17 protein-coding genes are annotated in these 20,220 nt (G+C 43.4%); 10 read left to right on the forward strand and 7 right to left on the reverse strand.

The window, feature by feature from the left end; translation table 11 throughout:
* Positions 1-366: 366 nt before the first annotated feature.
* The 5 genes from DFP79_RS03395 (at position 367) to sucD (ending at position 8,454) form a co-directional block, all read left to right on the forward strand.
* Positions 367-3,210, forward strand: a complete 2,844-nt coding sequence (locus DFP79_RS03395) for a 2-oxoglutarate dehydrogenase E1 component (RefSeq protein WP_133502544.1) — start codon at positions 367-369, stop codon at positions 3,208-3,210.
* 33 nt (positions 3,211-3,243) lie between these two features.
* Entirely contained in the window at positions 3,244-4,752 is a 1,509-nt protein-coding gene (odhB, locus tag DFP79_RS03400; protein WP_133502545.1) for a 2-oxoglutarate dehydrogenase complex dihydrolipoyllysine-residue succinyltransferase, read from the forward strand.
* Positions 4,753-4,854: 102 nt separating this feature from the next.
* Positions 4,855-6,297: a dihydrolipoyl dehydrogenase gene (lpdA, locus tag DFP79_RS03405; protein ID WP_133502546.1), complete on the forward strand. Its 1,443-nt coding sequence runs from the start codon at positions 4,855-4,857 to the stop codon at positions 6,295-6,297.
* A 115-nt stretch (positions 6,298-6,412) separates the two neighbouring features.
* Positions 6,413-7,579 carry an ADP-forming succinate--CoA ligase subunit beta gene (gene sucC / locus DFP79_RS03410; protein WP_133502547.1) on the forward strand — a complete coding sequence of 389 codons (1,167 nt, stop codon included), beginning with the start codon at positions 6,413-6,415 and terminating at the stop codon, positions 7,577-7,579.
* Positions 7,580-7,581: 2 nt separating this feature from the next.
* Entirely contained in the window at positions 7,582-8,454 is an 873-nt protein-coding gene (gene sucD, locus DFP79_RS03415; protein WP_133502548.1) for a succinate--CoA ligase subunit alpha, read from the forward strand.
* A 69-nt stretch (positions 8,455-8,523) separates the two neighbouring features.
* On the opposite strand, the gene DFP79_RS03420 is transcribed toward sucD, so the two are convergent.
* Positions 8,524-9,012 carry a MarR family winged helix-turn-helix transcriptional regulator gene (locus DFP79_RS03420; RefSeq protein ID WP_133502549.1) on the reverse strand — a complete coding sequence of 163 codons (489 nt, stop codon included), beginning with the start codon at positions 9,010-9,012 and terminating at the stop codon, positions 8,524-8,526.
* Positions 9,013-9,168: 156 nt separating this feature from the next.
* On the opposite strand from DFP79_RS03420, the gene DFP79_RS03425 reads away from it, so the two are divergent.
* Entirely contained in the window at positions 9,169-10,035 is an 867-nt protein-coding gene (locus DFP79_RS03425) for a DMT family transporter (protein ID WP_133502550.1), read from the forward strand.
* Between the two features lie 41 nt (positions 10,036-10,076).
* Here DFP79_RS03425 and DFP79_RS03430 read toward each other — a convergent pair whose 3' ends face one another.
* Entirely contained in the window at positions 10,077-10,934 is an 858-nt protein-coding gene (locus DFP79_RS03430) for a LysR substrate-binding domain-containing protein (protein ID WP_133502551.1), read from the reverse strand.
* Positions 10,935-11,053: 119 nt separating this feature from the next.
* Between DFP79_RS03430 and DFP79_RS03435 the strand changes: the two genes are divergently transcribed.
* Complete coding sequence (locus DFP79_RS03435; protein WP_133502552.1) at positions 11,054-11,950, forward strand: DMT family transporter; 897 nt, start codon at positions 11,054-11,056, stop codon at positions 11,948-11,950.
* A 30-nt stretch (positions 11,951-11,980) separates the two neighbouring features.
* Here the strand turns inward: DFP79_RS03435 and DFP79_RS03440 are convergent, their stop codons facing one another.
* The 4 genes from DFP79_RS03440 to DFP79_RS03455 form a co-directional block, all read right to left on the reverse strand.
* The gene (locus DFP79_RS03440) at positions 11,981-12,394 is read right to left on the reverse strand and encodes a nucleoside-diphosphate sugar epimerase/dehydratase (protein WP_133502553.1); all 414 of its coding nucleotides are present in this window, start codon (positions 12,392-12,394) and stop codon (positions 11,981-11,983) included.
* 30 nt (positions 12,395-12,424) lie between these two features.
* Positions 12,425-13,105 carry a response regulator gene (locus DFP79_RS03445; RefSeq protein ID WP_133502554.1) on the reverse strand — a complete coding sequence of 227 codons (681 nt, stop codon included), beginning with the start codon at positions 13,103-13,105 and terminating at the stop codon, positions 12,425-12,427.
* Positions 13,102-14,748 (reverse strand): ATP-binding protein, encoded by a 1,647-nt coding sequence (locus tag DFP79_RS03450; protein WP_133502555.1) that lies wholly within the window; start codon positions 14,746-14,748, stop codon positions 13,102-13,104. The genes DFP79_RS03445 and DFP79_RS03450 overlap by 4 nt, the downstream gene beginning before the upstream one ends.
* Positions 14,749-14,879: 131 nt before the next feature.
* Complete coding sequence (locus DFP79_RS03455) at positions 14,880-16,160, reverse strand: 2-hydroxycarboxylate transporter family protein (protein ID WP_133502556.1); 1,281 nt, start codon at positions 16,158-16,160, stop codon at positions 14,880-14,882.
* A 258-nt stretch (positions 16,161-16,418) separates the two neighbouring features.
* Between DFP79_RS03455 and DFP79_RS03460 the strand changes: the two genes are divergently transcribed.
* The 3 genes from DFP79_RS03460 (at position 16,419) to DFP79_RS03470 (ending at position 19,669) form a co-directional block, all read left to right on the forward strand.
* A complete protein-coding gene (locus tag DFP79_RS03460; RefSeq protein WP_243730181.1) occupies positions 16,419-17,249 on the forward strand; it encodes a response regulator transcription factor in 831 nt (276 codons plus the stop codon).
* On the forward strand, positions 17,233-18,546 hold the full coding sequence (locus DFP79_RS03465; RefSeq protein WP_133502557.1) for a sensor histidine kinase: 1,314 nt from the start codon (positions 17,233-17,235) through the stop codon (positions 18,544-18,546). The genes DFP79_RS03460 and DFP79_RS03465 overlap by 17 nt, the downstream gene beginning before the upstream one ends.
* Before the next feature lie 97 nt (positions 18,547-18,643).
* Entirely contained in the window at positions 18,644-19,669 is a 1,026-nt protein-coding gene (locus tag DFP79_RS03470; RefSeq protein ID WP_133502558.1) for a pirin family protein, read from the forward strand.
* On the opposite strand, the gene DFP79_RS03475 is transcribed toward DFP79_RS03470, so the two are convergent.
* Positions 19,639-20,085, reverse strand: coding sequence for a GtrA family protein (locus tag DFP79_RS03475; RefSeq protein WP_133502559.1), 447 nt, complete (start codon positions 20,083-20,085; stop codon positions 19,639-19,641). The genes DFP79_RS03470 and DFP79_RS03475 overlap by 31 nt on opposite strands.
* Positions 20,086-20,220 lie beyond the last annotated feature (135 nt).

Raw genomic sequence — 20,220 nt, forward strand, 5'->3', positions numbered from 1 at the left:
TAGCGTTGCATTGTGTGAAGGCAATGTGATGGCGAAATGGGCGGCTTGAGATTTCAAAGCCGCCGTTTTTGCACCCTCTGGCTGAACTTTAAGTAGAGATTCAGTAGAGTAAAAATAATTTTTAATTCGACCTATGTGAGCATGGATGTGCGAAGAGAAATTACTTATTAAATGAATATCCAGGCAGGGTGCTTGTTTAACAACAAGTTAAGTAATTTGGTATTAAACACATTAGGGCGGAAGTTAGCTGAAAGAGAAAAAAGATCGACGCTTGATTAGGTCGAAAGAACTGTGAAAGCATCAGATCATACAAAAAATGAGTGCCGGTTAAGCCGGTCGCTGGCTCGAACATAAGGGTGATCGAGAATGCACGAAAGTTTAATGGAGTTGCTATGGAGCACTTCTCACTTTTCGGGGGGTAACCTGGAATATGTTGAGGGGTTGTTTGAAAGCTACCTGGTTGATCCAAATTCAGTATCAGAGGAATGGCGTAAGTGCTTTGACCAACTGCCTCGTGTAAGTGAGGCGCAGTCAACAGACCTTCCCCATTCTGTAATTCAACAGCAGTTCCTAGAGATTGGAAAAAACAAATTCCGCTCTATGCCAGTTTCTTCTGGCGCTACCACTACGGTCGGTTCCGACCATGAACAGAAACAAATCAATGTTCTTCAGTTAATCAATGCTTATCGTGTTCGTGGTCATCAGCACGCTAATATTGATCCTCTCGGTCTGTTAAAACGCGATAAAGTGGCTGATCTTGATATTGGCTATCACCAATTAACAGGTGCAGATCTTGATATCGCGTTCAACTCTGGCTCACTCTTTTTTAACAAAGAGAGTATGACGCTTAGCGAAATCGTTGCAGAATTAGAGAAAACTTACTGTAGCAGTGTCGGCTATGAGTTTATGCATATTGTCGATACGCAAGAGAGAGCTTGGTTGCAGCAACGCGTTGAATCAGTGCGTTCTAAACCAGATTATTCTGCTGAAACTCGTAAGTCTTTGTTAGAGCGCTTAACCGCAGCGGAAGGTCTAGAAAAGTATCTAGCGAGCCGTTATCCAGGTGCTAAACGTTTCGGTCTTGAGGGTGGTGAAAGTCTCATTCCAATGGTGAATGAACTGATACAACGTTCTGGGGCATTAGGTGCTAAAGAAGTTGTAATTGGTATGGCTCACCGTGGACGCCTAAACGTATTGGTTAATACGCTAGGTAAAAATCCAAAAGACTTATTTGATGAGTTCGAAGGTAAGAAGCTAGTTAACACCTCCGGCGACGTTAAATATCACCAAGGCTTTTCATCGAATGTGATGACGTCTGGAGGAGAGGTTCATATCGCGTTGGCATTTAACCCATCGCACCTTGAAATTGTTTCTCCTGTGGTTGAAGGCTCTGTTCGAGCTCGCCAAGACCGCCGTAATGATAAAGTGGGTAAAACGGTTGTTCCTATCTCCATTCATGGAGATGCTGCGTTTGCAGGTCAAGGCGTGGTCATGGAGACATTCCAGATGTCTCAGACGCGCGGCTTCAAAACGGGCGGAACCGTTCACATCGTTATAAATAACCAAGTTGGCTTTACAACGAACCGCCAAGAAGATTCTCGTTCTACTGAATATGCAACGGATGTTGCTAAAATGATTCAGGCACCAATCTTCCACGTTAACGGTGATGATCCAGAGGCTGTTTTATTTGTAACGCAGCTTGCGCTTGATTACCGTTATGAGTTCGGACGTGATGTTGTGATCGATATGGTATGTTACCGCCGTAGAGGTCACAACGAGACTGATGAGCCATCTGGCACTCAGCCATTGATGTATCAGATCATCAGTAAGCAGAAAACGACTCGAACGCTTTACGCTAATTATCTTGTTCAGCAAAATGTACTGGCTCAGCAAGAAGCAGATGCAATGGCTAACGAGAATCGCGAAGACCTCGATAACGGTCGCCATGTTGCAAAAAGCCTTGTGTTGGAACCGAAGTCAGAATTGTTTGTGGATTGGACTCCTTATTTGGGTGTCGAATGGACAGACAAAGGCGATACGACGTATCCGATATCCAAGCTTCAGGAGCTGGCTAAGAAGACCACGACTGTGCCTGATGGCGTTGTTGTACAGCGTCAAGTGCAAAAAATTTATCAAGATCGCGATAAAATGACTGCAGGTGCAATGCCTATCAACTGGGGTTATGCAGAAACGCTTGCTCTTGGTACGTTGTTAGAGCAGGGCTACCCAATTCGTTTTACCGGGCAGGATTCAGGTCGTGGTACGTTCTCCCATCGACATGCGGTTATACACAGTCAAAAAGACGGCAGTACGTTCATCCCGTTAAAGCATTTGTCTGAAGAGCAGCCACCACTGGATTTATTTGATTCCTACTTGTCAGAAGAAGCGGTATTGGCATTCGAATACGGTTACTCGACAACCTCTCCAAAAGGGATGGTGATTTGGGAAGCTCAGTTCGGTGATTTTGCTAACGGTGCGCAAGTCGTAATTGACCAGTTCATAACAAGTGGTGAGCATAAGTGGGGCCGTTTATGTGGTTTAACCATGCTGTTGCCTCATGGTTATGAAGGTCAAGGGCCTGAGCACTCTTCGGCACGCTTAGAGCGCTTTATGCAGCTTTGTGCTGAATTCAATATTCAGGTTTGTGTTCCAACGACTCCTTCTCAGATTTACCATATTCTGCGTCGTCAAGCGATTCGTCCTATGCGTCGTCCGCTTATTATTATGTCTCCTAAGAGTTTGTTGCGACACAAGCAAGCAATCTCCACGTTGGAAGAATTGTCAGAAGGCAGCTTTAAAACTGTGTTACCAGAAGCTTCTGAGACAATCGCTCCTGAGAAGGTTAAACGAGTGGTTATGTGTAGTGGTAAAGTCTACTACGATCTAATTAACCGTCGTGCGGAACTGGAAAAAGAAGATGTCGCTGTAATTCGTTTAGAGCAACTGTATCCGTTCCCATATGCAGACTTTGAAAAAGTCTTAGAGCCTTACAAAAACGTAGAGAGTTTGGTTTGGTGTCAAGAAGAGCCTAAGAACCAAGGTGCATGGCATGCTAACCGTCACCGTATGAATCGAGTATTGGAAAAATTGTATCCAAGTCTGAAGATGCGTTTTGCAGGACGAATTTCGTCTGCAGCACCTGCAGCCGGTTACATGTCTATCCATGTTGAAGAACAAGAAGCGCTAGTTAATGACGCCATTGTTGGCTAGCACCATAGCCTGTCAGAGAGATAAGGGTATAAAATGAGCATCGAAATTAAAGCACCTACTTTTCCAGAATCTGTAGCAGACGGCACGGTCGCTACTTGGCACAAGCAACCAGGTGAAGCCTGCGTGCGCGACGAGCACATCGTTGATATTGAAACGGACAAAGTAGTTTTGGAAGTTGTGGCACCAGAAGATGGCGTCATTGTAGAAGTATTAAAAGGCGAGGGCGACATTGTATTGAGCGATGAAGTTCTTGCGAAATTTGAAGCAGGATCTGGTGCAGCAGCACCTTCAACTCCAGCGGCGGAAGCTCCTGCAGCTTCGGCGTCAGCGGCGAAAGAAACGGTACAAATTAAAGCGCCAACTTTCCCAGAATCTGTTGCTGATGGAACGGTTGCCGCTTGGCATAAGCAACCAGGTGAAGCATGTGCACGTGATGAGCACATTGTTGATATCGAAACCGATAAAGTCGTGTTAGAAGTGGTTGCTCCTGCTGATGGCGTTATCGGTGATATTGCTAAAAATGAAGGCGATACAGTACTGAGTGATGAAGTGTTAGCGAGCTTCTTGGTTGGTGCTTCAGGTGGCGCGGCGCCAGTAGCTGAAGCGGCACCAGTAGCTGAAGCGGCTGGTGATGACGATGCGGTAGCAGGGCCTGCGGCACGTAAAGCATTGGCTGAAGCGGGTTTAACTGCATCCGATGTCAAGGGTACGGGTAAAGGTGGTCGTATTACAAAAGAAGATGTTGAGACAGCTTCTAAAGCGAAAGCGGCAGCACCTGCTGCCCCTGTGGCTAAACCAGCTGCAGCGCCTGCAACAATGCCTGCATTAGGTGCAGATGGGCGTGTAGAGAAACGTGTTCCTATGACTCGTTTACGTGCGACTATTGCGAAACGCCTAGTTGAAGCGCAACAAACAGCTGCCATGTTAACAACGTACAACGAAGTTAACATGGGTCCAGTAATGGAGCTGCGTAAGAAGTACAAAGACTTATTCCAAAAAACACACAATGGAACTAAGTTAGGCTTTATGTCTTTCTTTGTTAAAGCAGCAACAGAAGCGCTAAAACGCTATCCAGCAGTTAATGCTTCTATCGACGGTAACGATATGGTTTACCATGGTTACCAAGACATCGGTGTTGCTGTTTCTACAAACCGTGGTTTGATGGTACCTGTATTACGTAATACAGAGGCGATGGGCTTGGCAGATATTGAATCTGGTATCATGGACTTCGCTGTACGTGGCCGAGATGGCAAGCTGGGCATGGATGACATGCAAGGCGGTACATTTACTATCACAAACGGTGGTATCTTTGGTTCTCTTATGTCTACTCCAATCCTTAATCCGCCACAAACGGCTATTTTGGGTATGCATAAAATTCAAGAGCGCCCAATGGCGGTTGATGGACAAGTTGTTATCCAACCGATGATGTACCTAGCATTGTCATATGATCACCGAATGATCGATGGTAAAGAAGCGGTACAGTTCTTGGTAACAATTAAAGATTTACTTGAAGATCCGTCACGTCTGCTTCTTGAAATCTAAGAGAAAGCACCAATTATTTAGCTTAAAGAAATAACGGTGTATGATTCAACGCAATCGAGGGTTACCTCCCTCGATTGTTCGACTGACTAAATGGAAAATCCTATGTCTGATAAATTTGATGTAATCGTAATCGGCGGTGGCCCGGGTGGTTACGTAGCTGCAATTCGTGCGGCGCAATTGGGTCTAAAAACAGCATGTATCGAAAAATGGCTTGATAAAGAAGACAAGCCACGTTTAGGTGGTACATGTTTGAACGTAGGTTGTATTCCATCTAAAGCATTATTGGACTCTTCTCACAAGTATCATGATGCAAAAGAAGAGTATGGCGTTCACGGTATCTCTGTAGGCGATGTGGCTATGGATGTGGACGCAATGATCAATCGTAAAGATAAGATCGTTGATCAACTAACCGGCGGTATCGCGGGTCTATTCAAAGCAAATGGTGTAACCAGCTTTGAAGGCTTTGGTAAACTACTTGCTAACAAAAAAGTTGAGTTTACTGCGCACGATGGAACAGTTAAAACACTTGATGCAGAGAATGTGATTCTTGCAACAGGTTCTATCCCTGTAAATATTCCACCTGCGCCTCGCACTGGCGATATCATCGTTGATAACGAAGGTGCATTGGAATTCCGTTCTGTACCTAAGCGTTTGGGTGTAATTGGTGCTGGTGTTATCGGTCTTGAGCTAGGTTCTGTTTGGGCTCGTCTTGGTTCTGAGGTTGTTGTTCTTGAAGCTCAAGAGCAGTTCCTAAGCGTATGCGACCAGGATGTGTCTAAAGAAGCGGCTAAAATTTTCAAGAAGCAACATCTTGATATCCGCTTAGGCGCGCGTGTAACGGGCAGCCAAATTAATGGTGAAGAAGTAGAAGTAACGTATCTTGATGCGAAAGGCGAAGAGCAAAAAGCGACTTTTGATAAGTTGATCGTTGCTGTAGGCCGTAAGCCATTTACTGACGGTTGTTTGGCAGGTGATGCTGGCGTTAATTTGGACGAGCGTGGCTTCGTATTTGTTGATGAGCAGTGCCGCACTTCTGTACCGGGTGTATTTGCAATTGGTGATATCGTTCGCGGTCCAATGTTGGCTCATAAGGCATCTGAAGAAGGTGTGATGGTTGCTGATATTATTGCTGGCCATAAGGCTCAAATGAACTACGATTGCATTCCATCTGTTATCTATACTCACCCAGAACTTGCTTGGGTTGGTAAGACTGAACAAGAGCTTAAAGCGGACGGTGTTAAGTATAAAGTGGGTAAATTCCCATTTGCTGCATCGGGTCGTGCGATGGCTGCAAACGATACAGATGGTTTTGTTAAGATCATTGCTTGTGAAGACACAGATCGTATCCTAGGCTGTCACATTGTGGGTGGTCAAGCAGCGGATCTAATTGCACAAGCTGTTATCGCTATGGAATTCGGTTCAACAGCAGAAGACATTGCTCTTACTGTGTTCGCTCACCCAACAGTGAGTGAAGCTGTACACGAAGCTGCATTGGCGGTTGACGGTCACGCAATTCACGTTGCTAACCGTAAAAAGCGTAAATAATTCAATTTGCCGGCCAAGAGTCGGTAATTTCTGTATTGGAAGGCTGTCAACATGAGTTTGGCAGTCGCCAATGCCGAGCGTATATCAATCATTATAAGATGAGCGGAAGAATCAAATGAACCTACATGAATATCAAGCTAAGCAGCTTTTTGCTGATTATGGCTTGCCAGTGTCAAAAGGGTACGCAGTAGATACGCCAGAAGAGGCGGTTGAAGCTGCAAAGAAAATCGGTGGTGACAAGTGGGTTGTTAAAGCTCAAGTACACGCTGGTGGACGTGGTAAAGCAGGCGGTGTAAAACTTGTTGATTCTTACGAAGAAGTATCAGCATTTGCTGCTAACTGGTTAGGTAAGAACCTTGTTACATACCAAACTGACGAAAATGGTCAGCCAGTAGCCAAAATTCTTGTTGAGTCTTGCACAGACATCGCAAACGAACTGTACCTAGGTGCTGTAGTCGACCGTTCAACTCGTAAAGTTGTATTCATGGCGTCTACTGAAGGTGGTGTAGAGATCGAGAAAGTTGCAGAAGAAACTCCTGAGTTGATTCATAAAGCAATCATCGATCCGCTAGTAGGTGCACAACCTTACCAAGCACGTGAAATGGCATTTAAAATGGGTCTTAGCCCAGAGCAAACTAAACAGTTCACTAAGGTTTTCTTAGGTTTGTCTCAAATGTTCCATGACTATGATTTCGCACTATTGGAAATCAACCCTCTTGTAATCACTGATGAAGGTAACCTTCATTGTTTGGATGGTAAGATCAATATCGACAGCAACGCTGTTTACCGTCAGAAGAAAATGCAAGAGTTCCACGATCCTTCTCAAGAAGATGAGCGTGAAGCACATGCAGCTCAGTGGGAATTGAACTACGTAGCATTAGACGGTAACGTTGGCTGCATGGTTAACGGTGCCGGCCTTGCAATGGGTACAATGGACATCGTAAACCTACATGGCGGCAAGCCAGCTAACTTCCTAGACGTTGGTGGCGGTGCAACTAAAGAGCGTGTAGCTGAAGCATTCAAAATCATCTTGTCTGACGACAATGTAAAAGCCGTTCTTGTTAACATCTTCGGTGGTATCGTACGTTGTGACATGATTGCTGAAGGTATCATCGGTGCAGTTGAGCAGGTTGGCGTAAACGTTCCTGTTGTTGTTCGCCTAGAAGGTACAAACGCTGAGAAAGGTCGTGAAGTTTTAGCGAACTCTGATCTTGATATCATCGCTGCAACAAGTTTGAAAGACGCAGCTGAGCAAGTTGTTAAAGCTGCGGAGGGCAAATAATAATGTCTATTCTAATCAACAAAGACACTAAAGTTATCTGTCAGGGTTTCACTGGTGGTCAAGGTACTTTCCACTCTGAGCAAGCAATTGCTTACGGAACTCAAATGGTGGGTGGTGTTACTCCTGGTAAAGGTGGTCAAACTCACCTAGGCCTTCCAGTATTCAACACAGTAAAAGAAGCTGTAGAAGAAACAGGCGCTGAAGCATCTGTAATCTACGTTCCAGCTCCTTTCTGTAAAGATTCTATCTTGGAAGCTGCAAATGCGGGGATCAAACTAATCGTTTGTATCACTGAAGGCATTCCAACGCTTGATATGCTTGACTGTAAAGTTAAGTGTGACGAGCTAGGTGTTCGCCTAATCGGCCCTAACTGCCCAGGTGTTATTACTCCTGGAGAGAGCAAAATCGGTATCATGCCTGGTCATATCCATATGCCTGGTAAAGTAGGTATCGTATCTCGTTCTGGTACGTTGACTTATGAAGCTGTTAAGCAAACTACTGATGCTGGTTTTGGTCAATCTACTTGTGTAGGTATCGGTGGTGATCCAATCCCAGGTTCTAACTTCATCGATATTTTGGAAATGTTCCAAAACGATCCACAAACTGAAGCGATTGTAATGATCGGTGAAATTGGTGGTACTGCTGAAGAAGAAGCGGCTGCTTACATTAAAGCGAACGTAACTAAGCCTGTAGTTTCTTACATTGCTGGTGTTACTGCGCCTGCTGGTAAGCGTATGGGTCACGCTGGTGCGATCATCTCTGGTGGTAAAGGTACAGCTGCTGAGAAATTTGCTGCACTAGAAGACGCGGGTGTTAAGACTGTTCGCTCTCTTGCTGATATCGGTGCAGGCCTTAAAGAACTTACTGGTTGGTAAGATCGAATTAATTTAAACCTCAAAAAGGTTTGATTCTAAAAATCCCCGCAATTGCGGGGATTTTTTTTGTTATAAAGTTGATTCATGTTGAGCGAGCCATTTTCTAAGTAATGAGTTTAATTGCTCCTCTTCTTCTTTTGAAAACACCTCTAGTAAGCGCTTTTCATTTGCTAGGTGAGCTTCAATTACTGCATCGATCAATTGTTTCCCTTCCTCGGTAAGCTCTACAACACAGCTTCTTCTATCTTCTTTTCGAGCTAATCGAACGACGAGATTTCTTTGTTCTAGAGCATCCAATCGAGTCGACATTGCGCCAGAGGAGAGCATGGTGTCTTTATATAGCTGGGTGGGCGTCAAAGCGGATTCAGCCCGTCTAAGGGTGGCTAGAATATCAAATTCAAGGCGCGAGATTCCAAAAGAGGTTATGCAATCATCTATTTGTGATCCTAAAAACTTGGATATACGGTGTAACCTCCCAATTGCACCCATCGGGCTGCAATCTAATTCTGGTCTGGCTTTTTTCCACTGATGCAAAATAAAGTCTACGTGATCGCTCATATAATTCCTTTGTGCAAAAACAATGTCTTTTTGAAAAGATACTTGATGAAAAGGTCTGAATGCAATATCTTTCAAAAAAGAATCTTTTATAAAAGATAAATGGCGCTTTGAGTATATATGAAGCGTTTTTTATTAAAAATACTGACTAGGTAAAATATGAACGTAATTTTAGGATTGTTGCCCCCGATATTATGGGGAAGTACGTACGCAGCAATCGGCCTTTATTTGACTGATATTCCTCCTATATGGCTTGCTTTTTGGCGTGCTTTGCCAGCGGGCCTCATTTTGCTATCAATGATAAGAAGGTTGCCGCGGCTTTCTTTTAAGCGAGTTGCAACCCTTGGCTTTATTAATATTTCTCTATTTTTTACGTTTTTATTGATTGGGGCCTATCGATTACCGGGTGGAGTGGCAGGTACATTAGGAGCGACCTTACCGCTTCAGTTGATCTTAATTCAATGGTTGGTTTTTAAGAAAAAGCCGGCAATTAAAGCATTAATGGCATCGATACTTGGGTTGATTGGCGTTGCTTTGATATTAAACCCAAGTGCAGACCTTGATCCTGTTGGGGTTGCTGCAGCACTGTTTGCAACGTCCCTTGTAGCCGTTGCGTCTATCTTAATGTATCGCTGGAAATCTGACGACATTATGGGAGTGGCCGCTTGGCAGCTTATATGGGGTGGTATCTTCCTCTTTCCGATTGCTTGGATCGTATCGGGTCCCATTGTTGTTCCTAATGTTGAACAACTACCGGGGTTGGTATGGTTAGTTGGCCTTAATACAGCGATAGGTTATGTTGTTATGATTCGAGCGTTAAATATCTTTGGCGCGACGACATTTGGTATCTTCTCATTACTGAACCCGGTCACAGCCGTGACATTAGGTGTATTGTTTATCGGGGAAAGTTTAGGAGAAGCACAATGGATTGGTATTGCCATTGTTCTTGCCTCATTATTGCTTAATCAAGTGCGTTGGCAAAAATTGAGATTTAAGCAGAATGAGCTAAAAGAGCGAGTTGCCTAATTGTGACCCGTTCAATTCGGGGAAGTTAGCTGACTGCGTGTCTAAGTAGGTTGATTGCATTTTATAGCGTGTAAAAATGCATTAATAGCACCACCTGCGTTGTCTTTGCGCCATACGAGATATGTCGTGGCAATGGCTAATTCGCTTTCTATTGTTCGCTCAATAAATTCCCCCTTAAAATGATGAAGTGCCAGAACGGATTTTGGCACAATACCGACGCCCATTCCTGCTATTACGCAGCTTATCATCGTGTAATGGCTTGGTATCTCAATGACGCGATCACATATGTGGCCGTTGCGCTTAAACCAGTTTTCTAATCTCGCTCTATAAGAGCAGCCACGATTGTAGCCCACCATGGTTAGCCTTTCTGGCAAAGGTAAGTGCGCATACTCCAATGGAAGAATCATTATGAGTTCTTCATCGAAGCAAGGTGCTTTTTCCAATCGGGCATCTGTAGGAGGGTCTGATACAAATGCAATATCTAGTACTCCCGACAGCACCATTTCGACAAGTTGTCCCGATGCACCCGTTTTAATCTCCATTTCAACTCGATCATATTGCTTATGGAAATCAGAAAGAATGTAGGGTAATCGAGACGCTGCGTTATTTTCCATTGAGCCGAGTCTTAAAAGCCCCGATGGCTCTTGATCTGTGAGGTCCTGAAAAGCGTGATGCTGAAGTTTTAATATTTGTTTAGCATGCCCCAGTAATTTTAAACCCGCATTATTGGGCTTTAATCGGTTTTTCTCTCTGAAAAATAAGCTCTGTCCGAGCTCTTCTTCCAGCTTTTGAATACGCGCTGTAATGTTAGATGGAACACGGTGTAGGTATTTTGCCGCAGGTGTAATGCCATTTTGTTCAACAACTGCAACGAAAACGGATAAATCATTAATATCCATAGAGCTAACCTTCTCATATTTAGAAAGAATCTTTCACTTTTATTCATTATTGTTGAAAAGGTTAATTTTGTACACTGACTGTAAGAGATATGACTAAGGCAGTATTACAGGGGAAGAAGATGGAAACACAAAATACATCGAATAGAGGTTACCTTTACGGAATGGTTGCGGTCATTATCTGGGTGGGTTTTATATTAGTATCACGAGCGGGTTCATTAAGTGCGTTAGGCGCAGTAGACATGATAACAATCCGTTTTGGAACCGCTTTTATTTTGCTTTTTCCGTTTATTGTTAAGTATCGAGCCCGATTATTTACGCCAAAAATGTTTGTCTTAGGAGGAACGGGCGGGGTCGCCTACGGCCTGAGTGCTTTCTCTGGCTTTGAATATGCGCCAGCTACGCATGCCGCGTTGCTGTTGCCCGGCCTTATGCCAATCGTCATTGCTGTTATGGCGTATTTGTTAGCGGGTGAAAGGCATTCCCATCAAGTTAAGCTGGGAATCCTGCTCAGTAGTATCGGGATAGGTGTATTATTGATTGAGACTTTTATCAGCAGTACGGCCACACTTAAAGGCGATATGTGCTTTGTGCTTGCATGTTTTTTTTGGGGGCTAATGACAGTGCTTCTAAAGCGTTGGAAAGTGCCTGCATTCGAAATGATGCTCGCTATCGCAGCAACGACCTGTGTCATGTATGTTCCTGTTTATATACTGTTTTTGCCGAAAGCGTTAGATCAGGTTTCAACTTCGATGTTGCTCTTTCAAGCCGTCTATCAAGGGGTGTTAGCCATGGCCATTCAAATGGTGTGCTTTGGCAAAGCTGTTCAAATGATCGGCGCAACTAAAATGGGCGCGTTGATGGCTTTGGTGCCTGTTTTTGCCAGCATTTTAGCCATTCCATTGTTTGGAGAAAGTATAACGGTTGGCTTGATCATTGCTTTGGTCAGCATTTTATTAGGCACCTTAATCGGCAACCTTCCTAGAAGACGAGTATCCAAGATCGAAGCGGTTGCTTAAGGAAATACCTTATCGTTTAGATGTAATTGTTTAACCAGAATCCTGGGTTAACTTGCTTGTTATAGCATTTAGGTGTTTCTTCAAGGTATCGTCTTTATTCAATGACACTAAAGAGGCTTTAGTGTCATTAATTTCTTTTAGCAAAGGGGCTGAAAAAAAAGGGGGAGTCTGATCGAAGGTAATAACGGCATCGACGTCATAGCGATAAATTAAAGCCGATATGTCGCTTGGGTAGTGTAATGTCGCTCCCAAAAGCTCCGTTTTATTAGACCAAGGCTCTTCATCAATGAAGGCGATAATATCGTAGTCGCCCGATCTTTGCAGTTCAGAGGCGAGGTTGAAAGAAGGGTAATCAACGCCATTTACAATGATCTTTTTGGATGAATGAGTATGAGCCATCTTGGTTTTGGTTATCACGTATTTTACAAACCGAAAGATGCTCATTTGTCTCAGTCTCGTTATTAGACCGTTTGCCTAATAGTTTCTTTTGTAATGCTGTTTTGGGCGGCCGCCCGTGTTGTAGTCGAGATTCATTTCCACGATACCTTGCTCTTCTAAATACTCAAGATAGCGACGAGCAGTGATTCTGCTTAGTTCGACAGCGTCTCCAGCTTGCTGGGCTGTAAAACTTGTATCTCCGGTGTTGTTAATGTATTCCATTAACGTGCCAAGTGTATTTTCATCAATGCCTTTTGGCGTGCGTCGACTTTTACTCGCCGTATTCTTTCTAAACAAATGATCGATTTCTACTTGATCCACTTTTTTCATTTTATGGATCGTTTCTTTAAACGCAATAAAATCGTCGAGCGCCTGATGTATTCTAGAGACTCGTAAAGGTTTGACAAGGTAGTCCATTACGCCAAGCTGGATTGCTTCCGAAACAACGGAGGATTCGCGCTCCGCAGTCGTCATAATGTAAGATGCATTAAGGTCGGATTGTTTGAGGCGACTGATTAAGTCTAAGCCGCTTCCATCGGGAAGCGTAATGTCCACCATAATCAAATCAGGCTTGTGGTTCATTGCATCGGCTAGGGATTCTGAAATACGCTCACTTGCGGCAATAACTTTAAATCGATTATGTTGATTAATTGCATTTTCCAATGCGTAGGATGCACGAGGGTCATCCTCAACGATCATAACGGTAAGAAGGCTCATAGAAGTTCAAAAGTTCTTTTGTCTAAATATACACTAAACACAGTCGTTTCATTGTCACTGCGTTCCCAGTCCAGGCTTCCTTGAAACTGTCGCACTATTTGGTTAACCAAATACAATCCGACACCTGTCTGCTCATTGCTTACTTTACTGGAAACACCAAAATCATACATGGTGCCAGCAAATGCTTCCGGAATACCTCGACCTGAATCTTCCACTTCAATGACAAAGTGTTTGCTTCTGTCACTGATATACAGCGTTACTTCAGGCGTTTTACTCTGGCCATTTTCCCAAGCGGCCATCGTAGCGTTATTGAGCAAATTAGCCACTACGGTAGAAATTGGGTCGGAAATCTTGCTTGGATACTCCGCCAGTTGACTGTCATCATCCACGAAGAATGACACATCGTATTCGGCTGCCTTGTTGTATTGCGCCAATAATACACCGGCGACGGAGCAGTTTTCGATGGTTTTGACTAATTGTCCTAAGATTTGTTGATGTGCATCGCTTTCTTGTTGCAGTAATTCTATTGCATCATTCACTTTGCCTGCTTGCAGTAACCCTGAAAGAACATTTAATTTATTGGTGTGTTCATGGGTCTTGGCTCTTAAGTGGTTTGCGTAGTTTGTTTTTGCTTGCAATGCTTCTTCGAGCTTTGTTTCATCATGATCCGGTTGGAATACCAACACATACCCCATAGTTTGCTCGTTATTCGTCACTGGATAAGTGCGAATAGCGTGACTTTGACTGCTTATTTGGGTTGTGGTTCTTAGTTCCTTGCCGTTTGCTTCAAATACAATGTTTGAGAGTGTTCGAGAAAGGCGCTCCAACGGCTCACCGATACAGGCTTCTTGTCGGCTGGTATCATTTTTGTCTAATGTAGGAACAAGACATTCATAGGCTGCTTCGTTAATGGCTGTGATTCGCTGATGTTGATCAACCGCAACGATCCGATCACGGATGCTGTTGAGAATAAGCTCTCGTTCGCGAAATCGTTGTACAATTTTTTCGGGTTCCATTTGTAAAAATGTTCGTTTCAATTTAAACACTGAGATTGAAATGACGCTGATGACGAACAAATAAATGATCACGACCCAAATGATAAAATTCTTAATATGTTCTTGGACAAGCTCACTTGTAGTGCGAGTTAAGTACCCGATGGACACGGCGCCAATAATGTTGCCATCTAAAACGATGGGAGCAAAGTTTCGGATCGCTTTACCCAATGAGCCTACTGCAACATTAGAATATCTTTTCCCTTCTTTTAATGTAGGAGCGAGATCTTCACCGATAAACCGTTTACCGATTCTAGATGGGATAGGGTGACTTAGCCTTATACCGTTTTTGTTTGTTATTACTATAAATGATGCGTCTGTGTGTGTACGGATCGATTCAGCATAGGCTTGAATATCGACGCTGCTGCCCGAATTAGAGAGTTTAACGCTGTTAATAATGGACGGGTCAATTGAGAGAGTATTAGCAAGCTCTAAGCCTTTACTACTCAAATCACTTAGATAGGTTTGTTGGACGCTATAGCTAATAATGAGGCCGAAAACTACGACCAGAAAGGTTGTTGTACCGAATAAAATTAGCCCTAGATAGGTTTTTAACGTCATAGAAGATCGTGATCCGCGAACAGTAAGCATGCGATTATACCTCAGATTTTCGAGTAACGACGATAGGCTTAGTGAGTAAGGAGGTAGATAACATAGACGACTAACGAAAAAAGCGGATGGAAATAGTGTATTCCATCCGCTTTTTTTAAAACAACTTTAAATTAAAGGAATAATTCGATCACAAAGGTCGCTAGAATCAGCATAAATGCGCCGCCAATTCGAGATGAGATTTGTGCAAATGGCATAAGCTGCATACGCTTGCTCGCTGCAAGAACCGCTACGTCACCTGTTCCTCCCATGTTAGCCATACATAGGCCACCCGTGATTGCTGCTTCGATCGGGTAGAATCCCATAAGACGACCGATTAATCCTGCACCAACAACCGCACCCAATACAGTAGTTAATACCATAACGAAATACATAGGTGTCAAAGCGGCGATGATTTGGTCTAGGTTTGTGTAAGCAACACCGATACCCACTAAAAGAGCAGGAGTTAAGTTGCCAACGACAAACTTGTACCAAGAGTAAGCTGCATCTTCTAGAGCTTTTGGCATTAGACCAGTTACTTTGATAATCGCAATAGATAGAATCATTAACGCATATGTGTGCATGCTAATAAAACCAGCTAATACGGTGCCTAGGTAGAACATTGCAATCGCAAGTAATGCGCCCATACCTAGAACTTTGATATCCAGTGTTGTTTGCACTTCGTCTTCAACGTGCGCTTCTTGACCGCGAATAAGTTCGCCGTTACCTGTCCAGCTTGGTACGATTTGTCCAAGTTTGTTTAGAAGGCCAGCGACAACGATTGCAATGGCATTACCAATTGCTAACGCAGGAACCATTAGGGACATAAGGTTTTCAGCAGTCATATCAGTATTACCAGACATGATCTCTACAAGAGGTACTGCACCTGCACCCATGCCACCGCCCATGATAGGCAGAGCGATCAACATAACGGATTCGAAGAAGTTCTTGCCAACGATCAGGCCGATTACCCAAGTAAATAGGAATGAAACCGCAACCGCACCCAAGATAACAGGAATGTATTTAAGAGCCGCTTTTTTCAGCGTTTCAGTGCTCATTCCTAGAATCGAGCCTGTTACAAGACTTGCTACGTAGAAGGATAAGAATCCACCGCTCTTCGTAAATGTTGTGATCTGTTTAGAGATATCACTGGAGAAGATGTCGCTGTGGAATAGGTATGAGGAACCAAAGATAACGACGATTGCGCCGCCACCAAAAAATTGATTCACGATGGGCGTTCTGTCACCTACGTAATTTAATACGTAACCAACAATAACCATAGCGCCTAGCGCGCCTATCATCCCTACAGGCATTTGGTTATTGAATGTCGCAAGAAGTATTATCAGCGCAGCTAGAGCCAGTACAACTTTAGTTGTGCGCTGCTCACTTTGATGAATTGCGTTATTTATCATCATAGGATGGGTCTCTTTTATGTTTGTTATGAATTTTCGATGCGCAGTCTATCAATCCATGTCAATAGAGAAAGTCATCAGGCTGTAATGTAACTAAAAGGCTCTTTTGTAACTTTAGGATTTCGATTTGATCATGTTTAGGCTCTATTTTTGTGCAAAAAAAGACGCTTTTTAAAGGGGGAAATGGCGTTTTCGCAATTCAGTTTGTCTACTTGGTGTGTTACTCGTCCCTGTATGGTTGTTGCAGAAAATAAGCGAACCGTGACTAAGATTGCATCAACATTTTTTTCACTAAAATATGTCACAATAGATCTGAGCCTAAAAAGTGCGGCATTAGCTTTTGATAAAAGATGCCAGATGAATATTGATACTGAGAGATGGCAGCTTAAACAAATGAAAAATTACTTGAAGATTCTGGTCGTAGAAGATCATAAAGACATCGCGGGCGTTATCTATGATTTTTTTGAACTACGGGGCGATGTCCTTGATTATGCGAGCAATGGCGAACAAGGTTTGAATCTTGCACGTCAGAACCTCTATGATGCGATCATCCTCGATATAATGCTTCCAAAAATAGACGGATTAACGGTTTGCCGGACCTTGCGACAAGAGGGGATTTCAACCCCTGTAATTATGCTGACAGCGCGTGATGCGCGCGATGATATTTTAGAAGGCTTCAAAAGCTTTGCTGACGATTATTTAGTAAAACCATTTGATCTAGATATATTAGGAGCGCGCGTCGACGCTCTGATTCGTAGAAATAAAGGCCAAGGAGAGGTTAATAAGCTTGTTTTTGGCGATTTATCTCTGGATTGTGGGCGGCGTATCGTTGAACGTGAAGGAGGCCGATATTCGTTAAATCCCTCGCAATATAAGATCATGAAGCTACTGATATCAAAAGCACCAGACATGGTTTCTCGGGGTGAGATTATTCATGAATTGTGGGGAGAGGAAGAACAAGATTCTTCTATCCTCAGAACTCATATTTATCAGCTGCGTAATTTGATCGATAAACCCTTTAAACATCCCTATATAAAGACGGTGTCGAAATCAGGATACCGTTTGGAATTACCAAATGAACGCCCCGATTAGAACTTCTCGTCAGCTTACCTTCACGTACTTCGCTATTGTCGCTTTCGCTATCACGACATTTCATTTTGCCATGATAGACACCATGATTGAGAGCATGGAAAAAGTGTATGCAAAGGAGCGTATGTCAAAAGACATCGTAGATGCAAAGATGTACTTTCATCATCATGATAAAACGTCGGTCGTATTGTCAAACATGTCGCGAGCTTATCTGGGGGAGGATGCGTTGCCCAATTACATTATGTTTCCTAAGCATGTGGTGTCAGGTGATGTTGTTGAGTTAGTTCAGGGTTACAGACCAAACCTCGAGATGTTTGGTATTAAAGAGCGTTACTCAGATGATCAGGGAAATGTCCGTAATTTATATTTGATTCATTACGACGAAGTATATGAAGCGAGTGAAGGCAAAGTTTTCAAAAATCAGTTTATTCAATTGTCTATATCGCTTCTATTGCTGGCTGTTAGTCTAGTCGTTGTATTGCTTATTTCGCGTCGTTTGACACATCCTTTATCAAGCTTAACGAAGCATCTAGAAAACCGATCTTCAGAAGATTTGTCTTCAATTCCTGTGCCTGATGGTGTCGTAACAAGAGAAGTTGTGCAGTTAGTCAATCAGATAAATTTGCTGCAAGAGAAGAATGCGCATTTGATAGAGCGAGAAAGGGCGTTCAACCGACGAGCAAGTCACGAATTAAGAACTCCTTTAATGGTAATTAGAGGGGCGGCCAATTTGCTGAAGCGCAAAGTGGAATCCGAATTTGAACAACGTCAGGTGAGCCGTTTAGAACAAGCAACGCATGAGATGACAGATTACATTGATACTTTGCTCATGTTATCTCAAATAGACCGCGATGCAGGTGACCAGATAGAAACTGTCGTACACAAAGCAGAAGTTCAAGAATGGATGAACTACTTTGATGATTTGCATTTAGCTCAACACAGTTCTCCTATTCGATACCAACTGACGATGCCAGAACACGCGCATGTCGCATTACCCGCCCCGGCGTTTAAAATCATCGTAGTGAACCTGCTTAAGAATGCGTTCGAATCCATAGTCAGTAGCGTAACGGAATATGATGAGGAAAACGATCCTGTTATTCTCGTTGAGATAGAGACTCACAAGCTGAGCGTTATCGATACGGGCGACGGTTTGAGTGGTGATCATAACCCAGATGGTCACGGACTTGGTTTGGTTATCGTACGAGATATATGCAGTCAGTATGGCTATCAGTTTAACCTTGCTGATAACGTCGGCTCGCGAGGATGTGCTGCCACTATCGAAAGGTCAAAACCTTTATAATTTTCTGATCATCTCTATCAAAAATTTCGTTGTTATCTTCCATATGCTTTGCGCCTAACTGATATAAAATATGGGCATAGATACTGAGGAAGAGAGTATGACAGCAATTATTAAGACGATGCCACTGCAAATGTTTTGGCCAACGTTTGATCCTTTTTTATTTTGTGCCTTTCACAATGACGCGTATCCAGCGGGTAATGGTTCATTAGGGCCTAACGCATCGCTCAGTGGTCGGCAAATAGGCCAAGATTTTGGTCAAAAAGATGGCTGGAGCATGTACCACGGGAAAAAAATCCCTGGTTTTCCTGCGCACCCTCATAGGGGGTTTGAAACGGTTACAGTGGTCAACAAGGGGTATGTTGATCATGCAGATTCGATGGGTGCCGCGGGTCGTTACGGCGAAGGTGATACTCAATGGATGACGGCAGGTAAAGGCGTACAGCATTCAGAAATGTTTCCCCTTGTTCATACACAAAAGAGCAATGATCTTGAGCTATTCCAGATTTGGCTGAATTTGCCTTCGAAGAGCAAGATGGTGGAACCGCACTTTTCAATGCTTTGGAATGAGCAAACACCTGTTGTTGAGCTTAGTGATGAGAATAATAAACAAATCCAAATTAAAGTCGTCGCTGGTGAATTGGAATGCGATGGTCGATCAATTCAGCCATTGCCGTGTCCGCCTAACTCTTGGGCAAGTGAAGAAAACAACCATGTTGCCATCTGGATTATCGATATGGAGCAAGGTGCGAATTGGACTCTACCTGCTTCCGTAAAAGGTTTGAGTCGCACTCTGTATGTTTTCGAAGGTACGCAAGTTCGAGCCGACGAGCAGAATGTCCCCATAAACTCAGCGATTCAACTAAAAAGTGATATAGAGCTTTCGCTTTATAACTCAGGCACAGAGAAAGTTCGAATGCTGTTGTTGCAAGGTAAGCCTATTGGGGAAAATGTGGCGCAACACGGTCCCTTCGTCATGAATACACGTCAGGAATTGCAACAGGCTTTTAACGATTTTCAATTGACGGAGTTTGGTGGCTGGCGTTGGGAGTCATCCGATCAAACGCACGGTGATGTCGCGACTCGTTTTGCGCTTTATGCAGATGGTCGTGAAGAAAGACCCTGAACTTTTTTGTGACTAAATACCCAGTATTTCGATAAGGCAAAATTGAATATGTGTGCGGTCATGATTCCGGGAATCATTGCCGCTAGGGGCGCATATGGCTGGGAGCTGTATAGCAAATATTCATCTGAGTGTACGATCCACCCGTAAATTCCTACATTAGGTATCATACCGACCAACGATGCGATAGCGAAGTGGATAGCTTCTTTTAGTTTCGCCTGTTGGTCTTTATGGCGCCTAAATGTATACAGTCGATGGCAAATCCAGTTCGATAAAACGGCTAATAAAAAGGCCAAAGATCGTGCAAATACAAGAGGAATCCATTGGCTAAACACCCACATTGCAAGGAAATCAATTGCGAAGCTGAACAAGCCGACAAGGCTAAACTGAAAGAACTGAATAAGCGTTGATTTTGTCATCTAAGCATTTTATACCGCACACTATTAAGAAAATGTGAATTCCTCCGCGGAATAGAAGCTATATAAATTAATCCTTTTACAAACTTGAGCTGAGCGCGCATTCTCCTCTCCCATTATTAACGTTAACCTTTATGT

It is taken from the genome of Marinomonas balearica (assembly GCF_004362145.1).
Classification (GTDB): Bacteria; Pseudomonadota; Gammaproteobacteria; order Pseudomonadales; family Marinomonadaceae; genus Marinomonas; species Marinomonas balearica.

What these genes read in the sequence shown, in the direction of transcription:
- DFP79_RS03395 (WP_133502544.1), top strand. Translation starts at nt 367, where the DNA reads ATGCACGAAAGTTTAATGGAGTTGCTATGGAGCACTTCTCACTTTTCG.
- odhB (WP_133502545.1), top strand. Translation starts at nt 3,244, where the DNA reads ATGAGCATCGAAATTAAAGCACCTACTTTTCCAGAATCTGTAGCAGAC.
- lpdA (WP_133502546.1), top strand. Translation starts at nt 4,855, where the DNA reads ATGTCTGATAAATTTGATGTAATCGTAATCGGCGGTGGCCCGGGTGGT.
- sucC (WP_133502547.1), top strand. Translation starts at nt 6,413, where the DNA reads ATGAACCTACATGAATATCAAGCTAAGCAGCTTTTTGCTGATTATGGC.
- sucD (WP_133502548.1), top strand. Translation starts at nt 7,582, where the DNA reads ATGTCTATTCTAATCAACAAAGACACTAAAGTTATCTGTCAGGGTTTC.
- DFP79_RS03420 (WP_133502549.1), bottom strand. Translation starts at nt 9,012, where the DNA reads ATGAGCGATCACGTAGACTTTATTTTGCATCAGTGGAAAAAAGCCAGA.
- DFP79_RS03425 (WP_133502550.1), top strand. Translation starts at nt 9,169, where the DNA reads ATGAACGTAATTTTAGGATTGTTGCCCCCGATATTATGGGGAAGTACG.
- DFP79_RS03430 (WP_133502551.1), bottom strand. Translation starts at nt 10,934, where the DNA reads ATGGATATTAATGATTTATCCGTTTTCGTTGCAGTTGTTGAACAAAAT.
- DFP79_RS03435 (WP_133502552.1), top strand. Translation starts at nt 11,054, where the DNA reads ATGGAAACACAAAATACATCGAATAGAGGTTACCTTTACGGAATGGTT.
- DFP79_RS03440 (WP_133502553.1), bottom strand. Translation starts at nt 12,394, where the DNA reads ATGAGCATCTTTCGGTTTGTAAAATACGTGATAACCAAAACCAAGATG.
- DFP79_RS03445 (WP_133502554.1), bottom strand. Translation starts at nt 13,105, where the DNA reads ATGAGCCTTCTTACCGTTATGATCGTTGAGGATGACCCTCGTGCATCC.
- DFP79_RS03450 (WP_133502555.1), bottom strand. Translation starts at nt 14,748, where the DNA reads ATGCTTACTGTTCGCGGATCACGATCTTCTATGACGTTAAAAACCTAT.
- DFP79_RS03455 (WP_133502556.1), bottom strand. Translation starts at nt 16,160, where the DNA reads ATGATGATAAATAACGCAATTCATCAAAGTGAGCAGCGCACAACTAAA.
- DFP79_RS03465 (WP_133502557.1), top strand. Translation starts at nt 17,233, where the DNA reads ATGAACGCCCCGATTAGAACTTCTCGTCAGCTTACCTTCACGTACTTC.
- DFP79_RS03470 (WP_133502558.1), top strand. Translation starts at nt 18,644, where the DNA reads ATGACAGCAATTATTAAGACGATGCCACTGCAAATGTTTTGGCCAACG.
- DFP79_RS03475 (WP_133502559.1), bottom strand. Translation starts at nt 20,085, where the DNA reads ATGACAAAATCAACGCTTATTCAGTTCTTTCAGTTTAGCCTTGTCGGC.